The organism is Massilia sp. NP310, assembly GCF_019443485.1.
Classification (GTDB): domain Bacteria; phylum Pseudomonadota; class Gammaproteobacteria; order Burkholderiales; family Burkholderiaceae_D; genus Telluria; species Telluria timonae.
Map to the genome: position 1 here is coordinate 135,986 of NZ_CP080379.1, position 17,404 is coordinate 153,389.

Below are 17,404 nucleotides of genomic sequence, written 5' to 3' on the forward strand. Positions count from 1 at the left end.
CTGTTTGCGTGCCGCATTGGCGTTCGCTTGCCCATCGCCGCCGTTTTTCATTCCCGTTACACAAGAGCCTGCCCGCGGATTGTTCGCGACGACCGCCATCTGCGGTAAAATCGTGGCATGTCCTATCAAGTCCTCGCCCGCAAATACCGTCCCAAGAACTTCGAAACGCTGGTTGGCCAGGAGCACGTCGTCCGTGCGCTGACCCATGCCTTGCGCACGGAGCGGCTGCACCATGCCTATCTGTTCACGGGCACGCGCGGGGTCGGCAAGACCACCCTGTCGCGCATCCTGGCCAAGTCGCTCAATTGCACCGGGCCGGACGGGCAGGGCGGCATCACCGCCGAGCCGTGCGGGCAATGCGAGGCTTGCCGCGCGATCGACGCCGGCCGCTTCGTCGACTACATCGAGATGGACGCGGCGTCCAACCGCGGCGTGGACGAGATGGCCCAGCTGCTGGAACAGGCGGTCTATGCGCCGAGCAATGCGCGCTTCAAGGTCTATATGATCGACGAGGTGCACATGCTCACCAACCACGCGTTCAACGCGATGCTCAAGACGCTCGAGGAACCGCCGCCGCACGTCAAGTTCATCCTGGCGACCACCGATCCGCAAAAGATTCCGGTGACGGTGCTGTCGCGCTGCCTCCAGTTCAATCTCAAGCAAATGCCGCCAGGCCATATCGTCGGCCACCTCGAGAACATCCTGGGCCAGGAGGGCGTGAGCTTCGAGCAGCCCGCGCTGCGCCTGCTGGCGCAAGGCGCGCACGGCTCGATGCGCGACGCGCTCTCGCTCACCGACCAGGCGATCGCCTATGCGGCCGGCCAGGTCACGCTCGATGCGGTGCAGGGCATGCTCGGCGCGCTCGACCAATCCTATCTGGTGCGCCTGCTCGACGCCCTGGCGGCGCAAGATGGCGCCGACCTGATGGCGGTGGCCGACGAGATGGCCAGCCGCAGCCTGTCGTACAACGGCGCGCTGCAAGACCTGGGCACCTTGCTGCACCGGATCGCGCTGGCGCAGTCGGTGCCCGGCGCCGTGCCGCAAGACTTGCCCGAGCTGGCCGACATCATGCGCCTGGCCGGCGTCTTCGAGCCGCAGGAAGTGCAGCTGTATTACCAGATCGCCGTGCATGGCCGCAACGAGATCGGCCTGGCGCCGGACGAATATGCGGGCTTCACCATGACCCTGCTGCGCATGCTGGCCTTTCGCCCCGGACAGGGCGGAGCCGAAGCATCGGCCGCGCCGCCCGCCGCCGCTCCGTTAGGCGCGTCGCCAGCGCGCGCCGCCGCGGCGGCCGCGGCCAGCCATGCGGCGGTGACGCCGCGTTCGGCCGCACCGCCTTCCGCACCCGCGGCGCCTGCGCCTGCGCAGCCCAATGCCCCGACGGCCGCCCCCGGCGCGCCGGCGATGACGTCGGCGCGCGCCGCGATCAATGCGGCGCTGGAGGCGGCGCGCGCCGCGTCGGGCATCCGTACCCCACCCAAGCGTCCGACGGCCGAACCGGTGACGCCGGCGCCGGCGCCGGCGGCGTCGCCATCGGCGCCCGGACCGTCGGCCGCGTTGCCGCCCCATGGCGCCGGCATGCAGGCACGGGCCGCTTCCGCACCGCCGCCATGGGATGGCGCTCAGCCGCAAGCCATGGCCCAGCAGCAGCCGGCCATGCAGGCGCGCCAGCCAGCAGCGCAACTGGACGACGACGTGCCGTCCTGGGTCACCGATTTTTCCGATGACACCGCCGTCGCCGCCGAGGCGCCGACCGTGGTCGCGCCCGCGCCCCAGGTGCGGGCCCCGGCCGCGCCGCCGCACGCCTATGTCGTCACGCCCGTGCCAGAGATCGCCTGGGACGGCAACTGGCCGGCGCTGGCCGGCAGCCTGCCGCTGCGCGGCGTGGCCCAGCAGCTGGCGCTGCAGACCGAACTGGTCGCCTGCGTCGTGCACGACCGCGCGGTTACCTTCAAGCTGCGCGTGCCGGTCGATACGCTGCGCGCCAGCGGCAATAGCGAAAAGCTGGCGGCTGCGCTGCAAGAACATTTCCCCGACTTCCGCGTGAACGTGGAGTCCGAGATCGGCCCGGTGTGGTATACAGCCGGGGCCGAACAGAAAGCGGCGCGCGAAGAGCGCCAGCGCCTGGCCGAATCCATCGTCGCCGCCGATCCTTTCGTGCAGGAACTCGAGCGACGCTTCGACGCGTTCGTCGTGCCCGGCTCGGTCAAGGTCGCCTGAGCGTTTCGCTGCCGATCAATCACCCATCCGACTTTTGGAGAAACCCACCATGATGAAAAACCAGCTCGCAGGCTTGATGAAACAGGCGCAAGCCATGCAGGACAATATGAAGAAGGCGCAGGAGCAGCTGGCTCAGATCGAAGTCGAAGGCCAGTCGGGCGCCGGCCTGGTGAAGGTCGTCATGACCTGCAAGAACGACGTCAAGCGCGTCACCATCGACCCGTCGCTGCTGGGCGACGACCGCGACATGCTGGAAGACCTGGTCGCGGCCGCGTTCAACGACGCCGTGCGCAAGGCCGAGGCGACCGCCGCCGAGAAGATGAGCGGCCTGACCGCCGGCATGCCGGGCCTGCCGCCTGGCTTCAAGATGCCTTTCTGATCCACGCAATCACTCACTGATGCCAGTCCCGGCCGGCGCCTGCCGGCGGGACGCCCCACATGTCGACCTCGCTCGAATTTCTCATCGAATCGCTGCGCCGCCTGCCGGGCGTGGGCCCCAAGTCGGCCCAGCGCATGGCATTCCACCTGCTGCAGCACGACCGCGAGGGCGCCGCGCAACTGTCGCGCGCGCTCTACCAGGCGGTCGACACGGTGCACCACTGCGCCAAGTGCAATACCTTCTCCGACATCGACATTTGCGAGCTGTGCGCCGACCCGGAGCGAGACCACACCCTGCTGTGCGTGGTCGAGACCCCGGCCGACCAGATCATGATCGAGCAGACGCTCACCTGGCGCGGCCTGTACTTCGTGCTGATGGGCCGGCTGTCGCCGCTGGACGGCATCGGCCCGCGCGACCTCGCCCTGGACAAGCTCGTCAACCGCGCCACCGATGGCGTCGTCGGCGAAGTGGTGCTCGCGACTAATTTCACCAATGAAGGCGAAGCCACCGCCCACTACATCAGCGAGATGCTCAAGGCGCGCGGCCTGAAGGTCAGCCGCCTGGCGCGCGGCGTGCCGGTGGGAGGCGAACTCGAGTACGTCGACGCCGGCACGATCGCGCGCGCCATGCTCGACCGCCGCAGCGCATAATGTTCGCAATCTCGATCCGGTAGCGCGGTCCCTGGCGCGCGTGCTGCGTGCGCGCAAGCCTGCTTGGTGGGCCGCTGCTATCGTGGATTTTTCTGCGAGCCGGCCATGCACCTCGTCGACCTCACGATGTTCTATGCCGCGCAAGGCGGCGGCGTCAGCACCTACCTGAACGCCAAGTCGCGCTGGCTGCGGCGCCGTGCGCGGGCGCGGCATACCATCCTCAGCCCCAATATCGCCGCCGAGGCCTCGGCCACGCGCCAGCGCGTGCCCGGCCTGGCCTTGCCCGGCTTTCACGGCTACCGCATGCCGGTGTCGGTGGCCGCGATCGAACGCCGCCTGTGCCGGCTGCGGCCCGACCTGGTCGAAGTCGGCGACGCCGGGCACTGCGCCTGGGCCGCGCTGCGCGCGCGCGACCGGCTGGGCATCCCGGCCATCGCCTTCTATCACTCCGACCTGCCGCGCCTGGTCGAGAACCGCTTCGGCCCGCAGGCGGCCCAGCTCGTCCGGCGCTATCTTGCACGTCTTTACGGCCAGTTCGACCTGGTGCTGGCGCCGAGCCGGCTGATGGTCGGGCAACTGCGCGCGATGGGGGTGGCGGGAGCGCTGCACCAGCCGCTGGGCATCGATTGCGGCGTCTTCCATCCGGGCCTGCGCGATGGCGCCTTGCGCCGGCAACTGGGGTTGGCGCCCGGGGTGCGGCTGCTGGTCTATGCCGGGCGCTTCACGGCGGACAAGAAACTGGATGTGCTGATCGCGGCGATGCGCCGGCTCGGCCCCGGTTTCCACCTGCTGATGGTGGGGGCCGGCGAGACCGCGCTGGACGGCGCGCCGGGCGCGCGCATCAGCCGCCTGCCGTTCCAGCGCGACCAGCGCGCGCTGGCGCGCATCCTGGCCGGCTGCGACCTGCTGGTGCATCCGGGCGATTGCGAAACCTTTGGATTGATCGTGCTCGAGGCCATGGGGTGCGGACTGCCGGTGGTGGCGGCCGGCGCCGGCGGGCTTGCCGAACTGGTCGACGACGACACCGGCATGCTGGCGCGGCCCAATTGCCCCGACAGCCTGGCCGAGGCGATCAGGCAGGTGGCGAACCGCGACCTGGCGGCGCTCGGCGCCAACGCGCGGCGCAAGGTCGAATCGTCATTCGACTGGGAAGCGGTGTTCTCCCAGCTGCAGATGCATTACTGCAATTTACTACCGCAAGACGCACCGGACTGCGCGCCCTGGAGCCAGGCGCAGGGCGTGCAGTCCTATGCGCGGGCTGGATACTACCAGTAGGGACCCCAGTAACCGCCGCGATAGCGCGGACCCCAGGCGCCATAGGCGCCGACGCCCGTGCCCACGCGCTGCAGTTCTTCGCGCGTGCCCAGGTGCAGCACGCATTCGCGCCAGGGATCGGTGTTCGCGCTATAGCCGAGCTGGCTGCACGCCGGACCGTAGATACTCATGAGTTGCGCCATGTCGGCCTGCGCGCGCGCCGCTTTTTCTTGCGGCGTCGAACAGGCCGCGGCCAGCAGGGCCAGGCCGATGGCGGCGGATGTGCGCACGATGGCAGGCATCCTTGTGCCTTTGATGACGTTTTGCATGACAGTTCCTCCCGCCGCGTCGCGCGGCATGATTCCAGAATAGCATCGCCGGCACGTACCGCGTGTGATGGCAAACGCATTTGTGAGATTTCTTCACGCGCTTCAGGTTCGGATATTGGGGCGGATGTGGCCGCCTTCAACGACAGCAGCAGGTACGGCGCCGCCGACGTCCTGGATGCGCCCGTTCAGCGACCTGCGCCCGGGTATTTTTATCTCGCCAATCCGCATCGGCCGTGATTTTTCTGGCAAGATACGCCCCCAAAACAAGGAGGAGACGTATGAGCGGTTCCCTGGGCAAGTCCCGATGGAAGACCTGGACCCTGCGCACAGTCGGGGCGCTGCTGGCGCTCGTGCTGCTGGCCTTGCTGGCGGCCTGGCTGTTCCTGCGCGCCAGCCTGGCCCAGCTCGACGGCGAGCGCAGGGTGGCCGGCCTGGCGGGCCAGGTCAAGGTCGAGCGCGACGCCGCCGGGGTGCCCCTGATCAGCGGCGCCAGCCGGCTCGACGTCGCCTATGCGACCGGCTTCGTGCATGGCCAGGAGCGCTTCTTCCAGATGGACTTGCTGCGCCGCACGGCGGCCGGCGAGCTGGCCGAGCTGTTCGGCGCGGCGGCGCTGGCCACCGACCGCACGCACCGCCTGCACCGCTTCCGTGCCCGCGCGCTGGACACGCTGGCGCGCCTGCCGGCGCCGGAACGTGCGCTGCTGGAACGCTATGCGCAAGGCGTCAACGAGGGCCTCGGCGCGCTCGGCGCGCGGCCCTTCGAATACGCGCTGACCGGCGCGGCGCCGCGGCCGTGGACGGCGCCCGATTCGCTGCTGGTGGTGTGGGCCATGTACATCGACCTGCAAGGCGCCCAGCAGGCGCGCGAACTGGCGCGCGGCTGGCTGCGCGCGCACAGCGACGCGGCGCAGCTGGCCTTCCTGTTGCCCGAAGAGACGCGTTACGACGCGACCCTCGACGCCACGGACCAGGGCGCGGCAAAGGCGGCCGGCCCCTTGCCGCCGCGGGCGCCGGCCTGGTGGGGCGCGGCGCCAAAGGAACCGGGCGCGCCGGTCAGGCTGGCCGGCCTGGAGGTCACCGATTCGGTCGGCAGCAACAACTATGCGCTGGCCGGCAGCCGCAGCAGCACCGGCGCGGCGATCGTGGCCGACGACATGCACCTGGGCCTGCGGCTGCCGAACATCTGGTATCGCCTCGCGCTGCGCTTTCCCGATCCGGGCGCGCCCGGCGGCCAGCGCCGCCTGGCCGGCGTCAGCCTGCCCGGCGCGCCGCCGTCCGTCATCGTCGGCAGCAACGGCCAGGTGGCCTGGGCCTTCACCAACAGCTATGCCGATTCGCTCGACCTGGTCGAACTGCGGATCGACCCGGCGCGTCCGAACCAGGTCGGCCTGCCGGGCGGCTGGGAGACGCCGCGTGAGCACGTCGAGGCGATCGCCGTGAAAGGCGCCGCGGCCGAGCGCATGGTCGTGCGCGAGACGTCGCTCGGCCCGATCCGCGAGGTGGCGGGGCGCAGCTATGCGCTGCACTGGATCGCCCACGATCCGGCCGCGCTGAACATGAATCACCTGAAGCTCGAGACGGTGGCCAACGTCGGGGAAGCGCTGGCCGCCGCCGCCAGCAACGGCATCCCGGCCCAGAACTTCGTCGCCGGCGACGTGCACGGAAACATCGGCTGGACGGTCGCCGGCATGCTGCCGCGCCGCGCCGCCGAAGGCCAGGCGGCCGGCATTGCAGCAGGCATTGCGGCCGGCTTTCCGCTCGCCGCCGGCAGCGCGGCGCAGACCTGGAGCGAGGCGCTGCCGTACGCGGACTACCCGCGCATCGTGAACCCCGCCGATGGCCAGATCACGACCGCCAACAGCCGCCAGCTATCCGGCGCCGGCTACGCGCTGCTGGGCGACGGCGGCTACGACCTGGGCCAGCGCAACCGCCAGCTGCACGAGGGCTTGCAAGCCATGGGCGACCAGGTCGACGTGCGCCGCGCCTTCGACGGCGCCCTGGACGACCGCGCGATCCTGGTCGGCCAGTGGCGCCAGCGCGCGCTGGCCGCGCTTGACGCGCAGGCGCTCGCGGGTCACCCGCAGCGCGCCGAGTTCCGGCGCCTGCTCGAGACCAGCTGGAGCGGGCGCGCCAGCGTGGAGTCGATCGGTTATCGCCTGGCGCGCGACTTCATGTGGTCCGTGCACGACCTGCTGTACGGCGGCGTCAACGCGGCGCTGAAGGAGATCGATCCGAAGGCCAGCGCGGCCGCGGCCAGCGCGCGCTGGCCGGCGGTGGCGGCGCGCCTGCTGGACGAACGGCCGCAGGGCTGGTTGCCGGCCGGCCATGCTTCGTGGCGCGACCTGCAACTGGCGGCGGTGGACCGCGCCATCGCGGCCCTGGTCGATGCCGGCACGCCGCTGGCCGAGGCCACCTGGGGCCGGCGCAACACCGCCGACATCGCCCATCCGATCAGCATGGCCGTGCCCGCGCTGCGCCCCTGGCTCGCCGCGCCGGGCCAGCCGCTGGCGGGCGACGCCCACATGCCGCGCGTGGCCGGCCCCAAGTTCGGCCAGTCGGAGCGGCTGACCGTGTCGCCGGGGCGCGAAGAGGAGGGCTTGTACAATATGCCGGGCGGGCAGAGCGGCCATCCGCTGTCGCCGTTCTTCCTGCTGGACCACGCGGCCTGGATCGAGGGCAAGCCGGCGCCGTTGCTGCCGGGGGCGGTGAAGCACACCCTGCGCTTCGTGCCCTGAGGCCGCGCCCTACTTGGCCGGCAAGGCCTGCTGCGCATGCTGCAGCATCTCGGTGATCTTCTCGGCGCTGGAAGGGTGGCCGAGGTAGTAGCCCTGCACCATGTCGCAGCCCAGCTCCTCGAGCAGCAGCAGCTGCTCGCCGGTCTCGACGCCCTCGGCCACCACCACCATCTTGAGGCCGTGGGCCATGGCGATGATGGCGCGCGTGATGGCCGCGTTTTCCGAATCCTGGGGCAGGCCGGCGATGAAGCTGCGGTCGATCTTGAGGGCCCGCACGTCGAAGCGCTTCAGGTAGTTCATCGATGAATAGCCGGTGCCGAAGTCGTCGATCGACAGGTGCACGCCGATGCCGCGCAGCTGCTCGAGCGTGACCAGCGTGGCGCGGGCATCGTCCATCAGGGTGCCTTCGGTCAGCTCCAGTTCCAGCAGGCGCGGCTCTAACCCGGTCTCGTTCAGGGCCGACAGCACGATCTGCGACAGGTTCTCGTCCTTGAACTGCTTGGCCGACAGGTTGACCGCGATGCGCAGCAGGCGCCGCGTCAGGCGCTGCCAGGCGCGCGCCTGGCGGCAGGCGGTGCGCAGCACCCATTCGCCGATCGGGACGATCAGGCCGGTCTCTTCGGCCAGCGGGATGAATTCGGTCGGCGGCACCAGTCCGCGTTCGGGATGGCGCCAGCGCACCAGGGCCTCGACCCCGACGATCTCGGACGTGCGCACGTCGCGCTGCGGCTGGTAGACCAGGTACAGCTCGTCGTTCTGCAGCGCGCGCCGCAGGCCCACCTCGAGCTTCACGTGGCTCATGATCTGCATCGTCAGCGAAGAGCTGTACAGCTTGGCGTTGTTCTTGCCGCAGTTCTTGGCATGATACATCGCGGTGTCGGCGAACTTGAGCAGTGATCCACAATCATCGCCATCCTCGGGGAACAAAGAGATGCCGATGCTGGCGGTGACGAAGATCTCGTTGCCCTCGATGAGGAAGGGGCGCCGCATCGCTTCCTTGACGCGGGTGGCGACGTTCAGCGCATGCTCGACCCGCTCCAGGTCGGGCAACAGGATGGTGAATTCGTCGCCGCCCAGGCGCGCCAGGCTGGCGGCATCGCGCTCGACGCCTTCCCCGCGCGACACCAGGTCGCTGGGCCGGGTGGTCTCGCGCAGCCGTTCCGAGACCATCTTGAGCAGCTGGTCGCCGGCGTTGTGGCCCAGCGTGTCGTTGATGCGCTTGAAGGCGTCGAGGTCCATGAACAGCACCGCGAACTTCTTGTTGCCGATCTTGGCGCGCTGCAGCTCGCGCTCCAGCGTCTCGAGGAAGGCTTGCCGGTTGGGGATGCCGGTCAGGCCGTCGCAATAGGCCAGGCGCCGGATCTGTTCCTCGGCGCGCTTGCGTTCGCTGATGTCGCGCACCAGGCCCAGCACCTCGGACGGGCTGGTCGCCACCAGGCGCGCCTCGAAGTGCAGCACCTCGCCGCATTCGATCAGTTCGTATTCGACCGAGCGCACCTGCTGGGAGGCGAGCACGGTCCTCATCTGCTCCAGCATGCGCGCCGCGATCTCGGGCGGCAGCGTGTCGGACAGGTGCTTGCCGATGAAGCGCGCGCTGGTCGGGGGCGCGCCGGTCGGCCGTCCCGGACACGCCTGGCCTGGCCGCTCCTGGCCGGGCTCATAGTCGAGATAGAAGCCGTCCGCGTTCAGGCGAAAGAAGGTGTCGGGAATGGCTTCGAGCACGGCGCGGTTCTGGGCGTCGGCGATGCGCAGGCGGGCGATGGCGTCGCTGGCGCGCAGCACGTACAGCACGCGGTGGCCGAGGATCGGCCAGTTGATCGGCTTGGACACGAAGTCGGTGGCGCCGACCTCGTAGGCCTGGGTCACGGCCTCGACGTCGTCGCTGCCGGTGACCATGACGATCGGGACGCAGGCGCCGTCCTTCTCGGCGGCGCGGATCGCGCGGCAGGCCGTGAAGCCGTCCATGCGCGGCATGTCGACGTCCATCAGGATCAGGTCGGGCAGGCGTTCGCGCGCCAGCTCGACCGCTTCCTGGCCGTCGCCGGCCTCGATGCCTTCCATTCCGACCTGGGCCAGCATCTCGAGCATCAGGAGGCGCATGACGGGATCGTCGTCGGCGACGAGCACCGTCCCGCGCTGGGTGGAGGCAAAGGCTGGCATGTCAGGATTCCTTTTCAAGCATGGCGTGGAGCGACTGGCGCACCGAGTGGAATTCGCGCTCCATCTCGGCCAGCAGGGGCGCGGCGCCGTCGACGCTGCCGCCGCGGCCGAGCTGTTCGAGGTCGCGGCAGGCCGCGGCCAGGCGCGCCGCCCCGATGTTGGCGCTGGCCGACTTGAGGCCGTGGGCGATGCGGCGCAGGCTTTCGGCGTCGCGCGTGGTCAATGCCTGGCGCAGCGCCTGCAGGTGGCGCGGGGTGTCGCCCACGTAGGCGTTGATCACCTTCTGCACCAGGACGTCGCCGGCGTCGCGGCTCAGCGCGCGGATATTCTCGAGGGCGGCGCGGTCGACCGGGTCATTCTGCGGCGGCGGAAGGGGAGGAGGTGGAGGTGGCGCGGGCGCAAAGTCCAGCGCCAGCTCGGCTTCGTCGTCGTGGTGGCGCTCGGCCAGCACCGGCAGCGCCACCCAGCGCCCGATCACGGCCGCCAGCTGCTGCTGGGTGAAGGGCTTGGACAGGTAGTCGTCCATGCCGGCCGCGAGGCAGGCTTCGCGGTCGCCCTGCAGCGCGTTGGCGGTGATCGCGATCACGGGCAAGGCGCGCGCGCGGCCCATCTCGCGCTCGTGGCGCCGGATTTCGCCGGTCGCCGCGAAGCCGTCCATCACCGGCATCTGGCAATCCATCAGCACCGCGTCCCAGCCGCCTTCGTGCACCGCATGCAGCGCTTCCTGGCCATTGGTGGCGCAGTGGGTTTCCAGGCCCAGGCTCTCCAGCATGGCCCTGGCCACTTCGACGTTGACCGGATTGTCCTCGGCCAGCAGCACGCGCCGCGCGCGCCGCGCCGGCTGCGCGCGCGCCATCGGCGCCTGACGGGGAGCGTCGAACGGCGCCGCTGCCGCTGCTGCAGCGGCGGCGGCCGGATGATGCAGCCGCGCCGCGCGCGCCGTCAGGCAGGCATACAGGTCGGCCGCGCGCGCCGGCTTGACCAGCTGGTAGGCCACGCCGGCCTCGCGCCGCTGGACCGGATCGGCGGCCAGCTTTTCGGGGCTGAGCAAAACGATGTGGGTCGAGCGGGCCACCGGCTCGGCGCGCACCGAGGCCGCCAGCGCCAGGCCGCTGGTCTGGGTCAGCTCCATGTCGAGCACCGCCGCGTCATAGGGCCGGCCGGCGCGCGCCGCGCTCACCAGGTGCTCGAAGGCGGCTGCGGCGCTGCCCACGCCCTCGCAGGTCGCGCGCCAGGCTTCCAGCTGCTGCACCAGTTCATTGCGGCTGGCCTCCTGTTCGTCCACCACCAGCACCCGCAGGCTGTCCAGCGTGTGCTGGCGGTGGCCGGGCGCGTCGGGATCGACGCGGCGCTTGTCGAAGCCGAGCGTGAACCAGAAGATCGAGCCCTGCCGCGGCGCGTTCTCGACGCCGATCGTGCCCTTCATGAGTTCGACCAGCTGCTTCGAGATGGCCAGCCCCAGGCCGGTGCCGCCGTACTTGCGGGTGGTGGAATCGTCGGCCTGCGAGAAGGCGTTGAAGATGCGTGCGCGCGCCTCGCGCGAGATGCCGATGCCGGTGTCGTGCACCTCGAAGCGCAGCGCCACCCGCTGCGCGTCCTCGCCGGCCACCCGCACCCGCGCCATGATGCGGCCCTCGGTGGTGAACTTGATCGCATTGCCGATCAGGTTGGCCATGATCTGGCGCAGCCGGTTCGGGTCGCCGCAGATCGCCACCGGGATGTCGTTGGCGATGTCGAAGTCGCAGCCCAGGCCCTTGGCCGCCGCCTGCGGGGTGTAGACGTTGTGGATGTCGTCCAGCAGATCCCACAGGTTGAAGTTGATGTATTCGATGGTCAGCTTGCCGGCCTCGATCTTCGAGAAATCGAGGATGTCGTTGATGATCACCAGCAGGTGCTCTCCCGAGCGCTTGACCAGCTGCGTGTAGCTGCGCTGCGCCTCGGTCAGCTCGGTGGCCAGCAGCATCTCGGTCATGCCCAGCACCCCGTTCATCGGGGTGCGGATCTCGTGGCTCATGGTGGCCAGGAAACCGCTCTTGGCGCGGCTGGCCGCTTCGGCCGCGTTCTTGGCCTTTTCCAGCTGCTCGGTGCGCACGCCGACCTGGCGTTCCAGTTCGTCGCGGTGGTGCAGCAGGGCGGCGCCGCGGTCCTCGATCTGGGCCAGCATGGTGTTGAAGCTGTCGATCAGCACGCCCAGTTCGTCGTTGCGCTTGTGCTGCACGCGCAGTCCGTAGTTCTGGCTGGCCGAGACCTTTTGCGCGGCCTGGATCAGCTTGGCGATCGGCTCGGCGATGCTGCGCTTGAGCGGTCGCGCCAGTCCCAGCGAGACCAGCAGCGCGGCGCCCATCGCCAGCCCGATCACGACCAGGCTGGCCAGGATGTCGAGCCACATCGGCAGCAGGTCGGCCTCGATCATGATCGCGCCGACCGCCAGCTCGCCATGGCGCACCTCCTGCACCACGCGCATGTGGCGCGACAGCAGGAAGCGGCCGGCGCGGTTGGCGTCGTTCAGCGTGTCGAGCTCGAGGTCGTCGAGCGAGGGCAGTTCGGCGCCCAGGCGCGACGGCGCGCGGTACTCGGCCAGCGGGCGGCCGACACGGTCGTACAGCACCGCCGCCGAGATGTCCTGCTGCGCTTCCAGCGCCGCCAGGGTGGCGCCGGCCTGGCGCCGGTCGACCAGCATCAGGTCGCCGGAGGTGGCGGCGCCGATCACGCGCGCGAAGGCGGCCAGTTGCAGGCTCTCGGCCTGGCGGTGATTGATGATGGAAGTGACGGCGAAGGCGCAGAACACGAACAGCAGCGCGGTCGCCGTCGAGAGCAGCGAGAGGATGTTCAACTTCCGGTTCAGGCTCGAGCGCTCGAAATTCTGCATCGTGGTTCCCGCAAACGGCACAGCGCAGCGGATCCGGCAATGGTGCAGATCCTCCTAGCGAGCAAGAGCCCGCAGGAAAAAAATATACGGGTTAGGTGAGGGGGTAGTTTTGCGAATCCGCAAATGTGGCAAACGGAACAATTCCGTGTCGCAATTCAAATGCGCAAAATCGTCGGCGACAAAAAAAAAGGGACGCCGCGGCGTCCCTTCGTTCAAGCGCACGCGCCGCCCGTCAGCAGCACGACGCCCGGCTTCCCCCATACCGCGCATCCTGGCGCTCGCGGAAGAATTCCTCGTACGTCATCGGCGGCTGGTCCGGATGGGTACGCTCCATATGCGCCAGGTAGGTGTCGTATTCGGGCAGGCCGACCATCAACCGCAGGCTCTGCCCGAGGTAGTTGCCGGCCTGTTTCAGGGCGCCGAACATCACTGCACCTGCGCGGCCGGCATGGCGACGTACGCGGACTCCTTCGCGGTCGGCGCGTTCGATGCGCGCGCCGCCATCACGGTGCGCACGCCGTAGAACAGCACCGCCAGCACCACGAAGATGAAGAAGCCGGCCAGGCTGGCGTTGACGTAGTCGTTGAAGATGATGCGCTCCATGTCGAGGATCGACTTGGCCGGCGCCAGGATCTCGCCCGCGTCGTGCGCCGCCTGGTACTTGTTGGCGTGCGCGACGAAGCCGATGCGCGGATCGTCGTGGAAGATCTTCTGCCAGCCGGCGGTGAGGGTGCAGGCCAGCAGCCACAAGGTGGGCAGCGCGGTGACCCAGGCGTATTTGGCGCGCTTCATCTTGAACAGCACGCAGGTGCCCAGCATCAGCGCGATACCGGCCAGCATCTGGTTGGCGATGCCGAACAGCGGCCACAGGGTGTTGATCCCGCCCAGCGGATCGACCACGCCCTGGTACAGGAAGTAGCCCCAGGCGGCGACGCACAGGCCGGTGGCCAGCAGGTTGGCCGGGAGGGAATCGGTGCGCTTGAGCGACGGGGCGAAGGCGCCCAGCAGGTCTTGCAGCATGAAGCGGCCGGCGCGGGTGCCCGCGTCCACCGCGGTCAGGATGAACAGCGCCTCGAACAGGATCGCGAAGTGGTACCAGAAGGCCATCATGGCCGGGCCGCCCACGACGTTGGACAGGATGTGCGCCATGCCGACCGCCAGGGTCGGGGCGCCGCCGGCGCGCGAGATGATGGTGTGCTCGCCGACGTCCCGGGCCATCTGTTCGAGTTCGGCCGGCGTGATCACGAAGCCCATCTGCGACACGGCGTGCGCCGCCGATTGCGCGGTGGTGCCGAGCAGCGCGGCCGGGCTGTTCATGGCGAAGTAGATGCCCGGGTCGATGGTCGACGCGGCGATCAGCGCCATGATGGCGACGAAGGACTCCATCAGCATGCCGCCGTAACCGATGAAGCGGGCCTGGGTTTCGTTCTCGAGCATCTTGGGCGTGGTGCCCGACGAGATCAGCGCGTGGAAGCCCGAGACGGCGCCGCAGGCGATGGTGATGAACAGGAAGGGGAACACATTGCCCGACCACACCGGGCCGGTGCCGTCGATGAACTTGGTCACGGCCGGCATCTGCAGGTCGGGAGCGACCACGATGATGCCGATGGCCAGCGCCAGGATGGTGCCGATCTTGAGGAAGGTGGACAGGTAGTCGCGCGGCGCCAGCAGCAGCCACACGGGGATCACTGCCGCTACAAAGCCATACCCGATCAGCATCCAGGTCAGTTCGGTGCCGGTGAAGGTGAACATCGGGCCCCAGGTCGGCGAATCGTGCACCCACTGGCCGCCGATGATGGCCAGCATCAGCAGCACGAAGCCGATGGCCGAGATCTCGCCGATGCGGCCCACGCGCACGTAGCGCGAGTAGATCCCCATGAACAGCGCGATCGGGATCGTCGCCATCACGGTGAAGGTGCCCCACGGCGAACCGGTGAGGGCCTTCACGACGATCAGCGCCAGCACCGCCAGGATGATCACCATGATCATGAAGGTGCCCAGCAGCGCGATCATGCCGGGGATCTCGCCCATCTCGGACTTGATCAGGTCGCCGAGCGAGCGGCCGTCGCGGCGGGTGGACATGAACAGCACCATGAAATCCTGCACCGCGCCGGCGAACACGACGCCGGCCAGGATCCACATCATGCCGGGCAGGTAGCCCATCTGCGCCGCCAGCACGGGGCCGACCAGCGGGCCGGCGCCGGCGATCGCGGCGAAGTGGTGGCCGAACAGGACGTTCTTGTTGGTGGGGACGTAGTCGAGGCCGTCGTTGTATTTCCAGGCCGGGGTCTGGCGCGTGGGGTCGAGGCCCATCACCTTGGTGGCGATGTACAGCGAATAGAAGCGGTAGGCGATCAGGTAGACGCAGCCGGCGGCCGCGACGATCCAGATGGCGTTGATGGTTTCACCGCGCTTGAGCCCGATGTAGCCGAGCGCAAACGCGCCCACGATGGACAGGACGATCCATCCGAGCATGCTCGTGATACGTTTCATTGGGTGACTCCTCCGATGTGGATTGATGCTTGTGCGTCAGTACGTGCCGACGCCAATTATTTGCAGCATGCTAATGAGTATCTTGCACTATTGTCAGTACCGCAAGCGCAAGATTACGCAGTATCTACGTAATGCTACGTAGATCGACCCCAGCCGGCGGACGTAGAATGCAGGCCTTCGAATGAAACCATGCGGAACAAGCCTATGCGGCTAAGGCAAAAAGTGATCGTGCTGGCAGTCGTGCCACTGGTGGTGGCGCTGTGCGCGATCGCGCTCTACGTGCGCCAGCAGGGCGTGACCCTGGCGGCCGAGCAGCGCGCCACCATCCAGCACGCCTACCTGGCGAGCAAGGAGGCCGAGCTGCGCCACTACGTCGAGCTGGCGACGCGCTCGATCGCCCACCTTACACGCACCGGGGACAGCGGCCCGGCCACCCAGCGCGAAGCGATCCGCATCCTGTCGAGCCTGAGCTACGGCGAGGACGGCTACTTCTTCGTCTACGACACCCGGGGCAACAACCTGATGCACCCGCGCCAGCCGGAGCTGGTCGGCACCGATATGTGGGACTGGCGCGACTCGACCGGCGCGCCGACCATCCAGCGCCTGATCGCGCTGGCCGGCGAGGGCGGCGGCTTCCTGCGCTATACCTGGGCCAAGCCCTCGAGCAACCGGCCGGCGCCCAAGCTGGGCTACGTGGTGCCGGTCGCGCACTGGAACTGGGTGATGGGCACCGGGATCTATCTCGACGACGTCGAATCGGCGCTGGCGCTGGTCGACGCCCAGCAGTCGCGCAATATCGAAGAGACGCTGTTGTGGATGGCGGTGCTGGCCACGGTGGCGGCGGTGGGCGTGGCCGGCGGCGGTCTGGCCCTGAACATCAGCGAGGGGCGCGTGGCCGACGCCAAACTGAAGGCGCTGGCCCAGCGCGTGGTGGAGTCGCAGGAAGAAGAACGGGCGCGCCTGTCGCGCGACCTGCACGACGGGATCAGCCAGGCCCTGGTCTCGGTCAAGCTGCAGCTGGAAGCCGGCATCATCCGCATCGACGGCGACGAGGCGCGCCGCGAGCAGGGGCGCGCGGGTCTCGAGCGCACCGTCGAGCAGGTAAAAACGCTGCTGGGCGAGGTGCGCCGCATCTCGCACGACCTGCGGCCGACCCTGCTGGACGATATGGGCCTGGCGCCGGCGCTGGACCACCTGGCGAGCGAATTCGGCGAGCACGCGGGCGCGCCGGTGCGCTTTCGCGCGGCCGGCGCGGTGGACGCGCTCCCCGAGATCGTGGGTACGGTGTTGTTCAGGATCGCCCAGGAAGCGCTGACCAACGTCGAGCGCCACGCACAGGCGCGGCATATCGACATGGTGCTCGAACGCGTGGGCGACCTGGTGAGCCTGAGCATCGCCGACGATGGCGTGGGCTTCGATACCGACGGCGTGGCCGTGCATCCCAAGCGCGGCATCGGGCTAAGGAATATGATGGAGCGCATGGAGGCGATCGGCGGCCGGTTCGAGATCGTGTCGTCCTCCACCGGCACCCGGGTGGTGGCCAGCATCGATTTGAAGGAGCAAGGCAGTGACTGGTGAAGTAAACGATGAAGTAAATGAGGTGAAAATCCTGTTGGTCGACGATCACCCGCTGGTGCGCGACGGTCTGCGCGCGCGGCTCGAGTCGGCGCCGCGTCTGGCGGTGGTGGCCGAAGCCGGCTCGGGCGAGGAAGCCCTGACGCGCGCCGGCGAATTCCACCCCGACCTGGTGCTGATGGACGTGAACATGCGCGGCGGGAGCGGCATCGAGGCGACCTACCAGCTCACCGCGCGCTACCCCGGCATCGCGGTGCTCATGTTGTCGATGCACGACAAACCCGAATACGTGAGCCAGGCCATGGCGGCCGGCGCGCGCGGCTACGTGCTGAAGGACGCGCCGGGCAAGGACATCGTGCTGGCCATCGAAACCGTGATGGGCGGCGGCATCTACTACAGCGCCGCGCTGGCGCGCCAGCTGGCCAATCCGGCCACGCCGGGCGACCAGCTGACGGCGCGCGAACAGGAAGTGCTCAAGCATATCGCGGCCGGCCAGTCGAACAAGCAGATCGCGCGCGACCTCGATCTGTCCGTGCGCACGGTGGAGACCCACCGCCTGAACATCAAGCGCAAACTCGGCATCGAAGGGCAGGCGGAACTGATCCGTTTTGCGGTCCAGCGCGCCGGCAGCAACTGACCGGGTAACCGAGAGTATTTTCTCGATATCCACCGGGAAACATTACGGTTGCTTTATAGTATTCGGTGCAATAAGATTGCCTGAATAATATTGAGAAATA

12 protein-coding genes are annotated in these 17,404 nt (G+C 68.8%); 7 read left to right on the forward strand and 5 right to left on the reverse strand.

Going from position 1 to position 17,404, the window contains the following annotated elements:
- Positions 1–117 precede the first annotated feature (117 nt).
- The 4 genes from KY496_RS00620 to KY496_RS00635 all read left to right on the forward strand — a co-directional run bounded on the left by KY496_RS00620 (position 118) and on the right by KY496_RS00635 (position 4,527).
- Positions 118–2,223: a DNA polymerase III subunit gamma/tau gene (locus KY496_RS00620; protein ID WP_184239931.1), complete on the forward strand. Its 2,106-nt coding sequence runs from the start codon at positions 118–120 to the stop codon at positions 2,221–2,223.
- Positions 2,224–2,272: 49 nt separating this feature from the next.
- Entirely contained in the window at positions 2,273–2,602 is a 330-nt protein-coding gene (locus KY496_RS00625; protein WP_005671283.1) for a YbaB/EbfC family nucleoid-associated protein, read from the forward strand.
- 59 nt (positions 2,603–2,661) lie between these two features.
- Complete coding sequence (gene recR, locus KY496_RS00630; RefSeq protein ID WP_071363418.1) at positions 2,662–3,252, forward strand: recombination mediator RecR; 591 nt, start codon at positions 2,662–2,664, stop codon at positions 3,250–3,252.
- 105 nt (positions 3,253–3,357) lie between these two features.
- On the forward strand, positions 3,358–4,527 hold the full coding sequence (locus tag KY496_RS00635) for a glycosyltransferase (protein WP_184239933.1): 1,170 nt from the start codon (positions 3,358–3,360) through the stop codon (positions 4,525–4,527).
- On the opposite strand, the gene KY496_RS00640 is transcribed toward KY496_RS00635, so the two are convergent.
- Positions 4,518–4,835, reverse strand: a complete 318-nt coding sequence (locus tag KY496_RS00640; protein WP_071363416.1) for a hypothetical protein — start codon at positions 4,833–4,835, stop codon at positions 4,518–4,520. The two genes, KY496_RS00635 and KY496_RS00640, sit on opposite strands and share 10 nt — an antisense overlap.
- A gap of 278 nt (positions 4,836–5,113) precedes the next feature.
- Here KY496_RS00640 and KY496_RS00645 point away from each other — a divergent pair, with 278 nt between their 5' ends.
- The gene (locus KY496_RS00645) at positions 5,114–7,570 is read left to right on the forward strand and encodes a penicillin acylase family protein (RefSeq protein ID WP_219863401.1); all 2,457 of its coding nucleotides are present in this window, start codon (positions 5,114–5,116) and stop codon (positions 7,568–7,570) included.
- A 9-nt stretch (positions 7,571–7,579) separates the two neighbouring features.
- Here KY496_RS00645 and KY496_RS00650 read toward each other — a convergent pair whose 3' ends face one another.
- The 4 genes from KY496_RS00650 to KY496_RS00665 all read right to left on the reverse strand — a co-directional run bounded on the left by KY496_RS00650 (position 7,580) and on the right by KY496_RS00665 (position 15,092).
- Positions 7,580–9,730 carry a bifunctional diguanylate cyclase/phosphodiesterase gene (locus KY496_RS00650; protein ID WP_219863403.1) on the reverse strand — a complete coding sequence of 717 codons (2,151 nt, stop codon included), beginning with the start codon at positions 9,728–9,730 and terminating at the stop codon, positions 7,580–7,582.
- Position 9,731: 1 nt separating this feature from the next.
- Entirely contained in the window at positions 9,732–12,599 is a 2,868-nt protein-coding gene (locus tag KY496_RS00655) for a response regulator (RefSeq protein WP_219863405.1), read from the reverse strand.
- 232 nt (positions 12,600–12,831) lie between these two features.
- A complete protein-coding gene (locus KY496_RS00660; RefSeq protein WP_005671296.1) occupies positions 12,832–13,026 on the reverse strand; it encodes a YbdD/YjiX family protein in 195 nt (64 codons plus the stop codon).
- On the reverse strand, positions 13,026–15,092 hold the full coding sequence (locus KY496_RS00665; RefSeq protein WP_219863407.1) for a carbon starvation CstA family protein: 2,067 nt from the start codon (positions 15,090–15,092) through the stop codon (positions 13,026–13,028). The genes KY496_RS00660 and KY496_RS00665 overlap by 1 nt, the downstream gene beginning before the upstream one ends.
- Positions 15,093–15,296: 204 nt before the next feature.
- Between KY496_RS00665 and KY496_RS00670 the strand changes: the two genes are divergently transcribed.
- Together KY496_RS00670 and KY496_RS00675 are read left to right on the forward strand one after the other, a co-directional pair.
- On the forward strand, positions 15,297–16,670 hold the full coding sequence (locus KY496_RS00670; RefSeq protein ID WP_005671301.1) for a cache domain-containing protein: 1,374 nt from the start codon (positions 15,297–15,299) through the stop codon (positions 16,668–16,670).
- 22 nt (positions 16,671–16,692) lie between these two features.
- Positions 16,693–17,304, forward strand: coding sequence for a response regulator transcription factor (locus KY496_RS00675; RefSeq protein ID WP_229520391.1), 612 nt, complete (start codon positions 16,693–16,695; stop codon positions 17,302–17,304).
- The last annotated feature ends 100 nt before the right edge of the window (positions 17,305–17,404 follow it).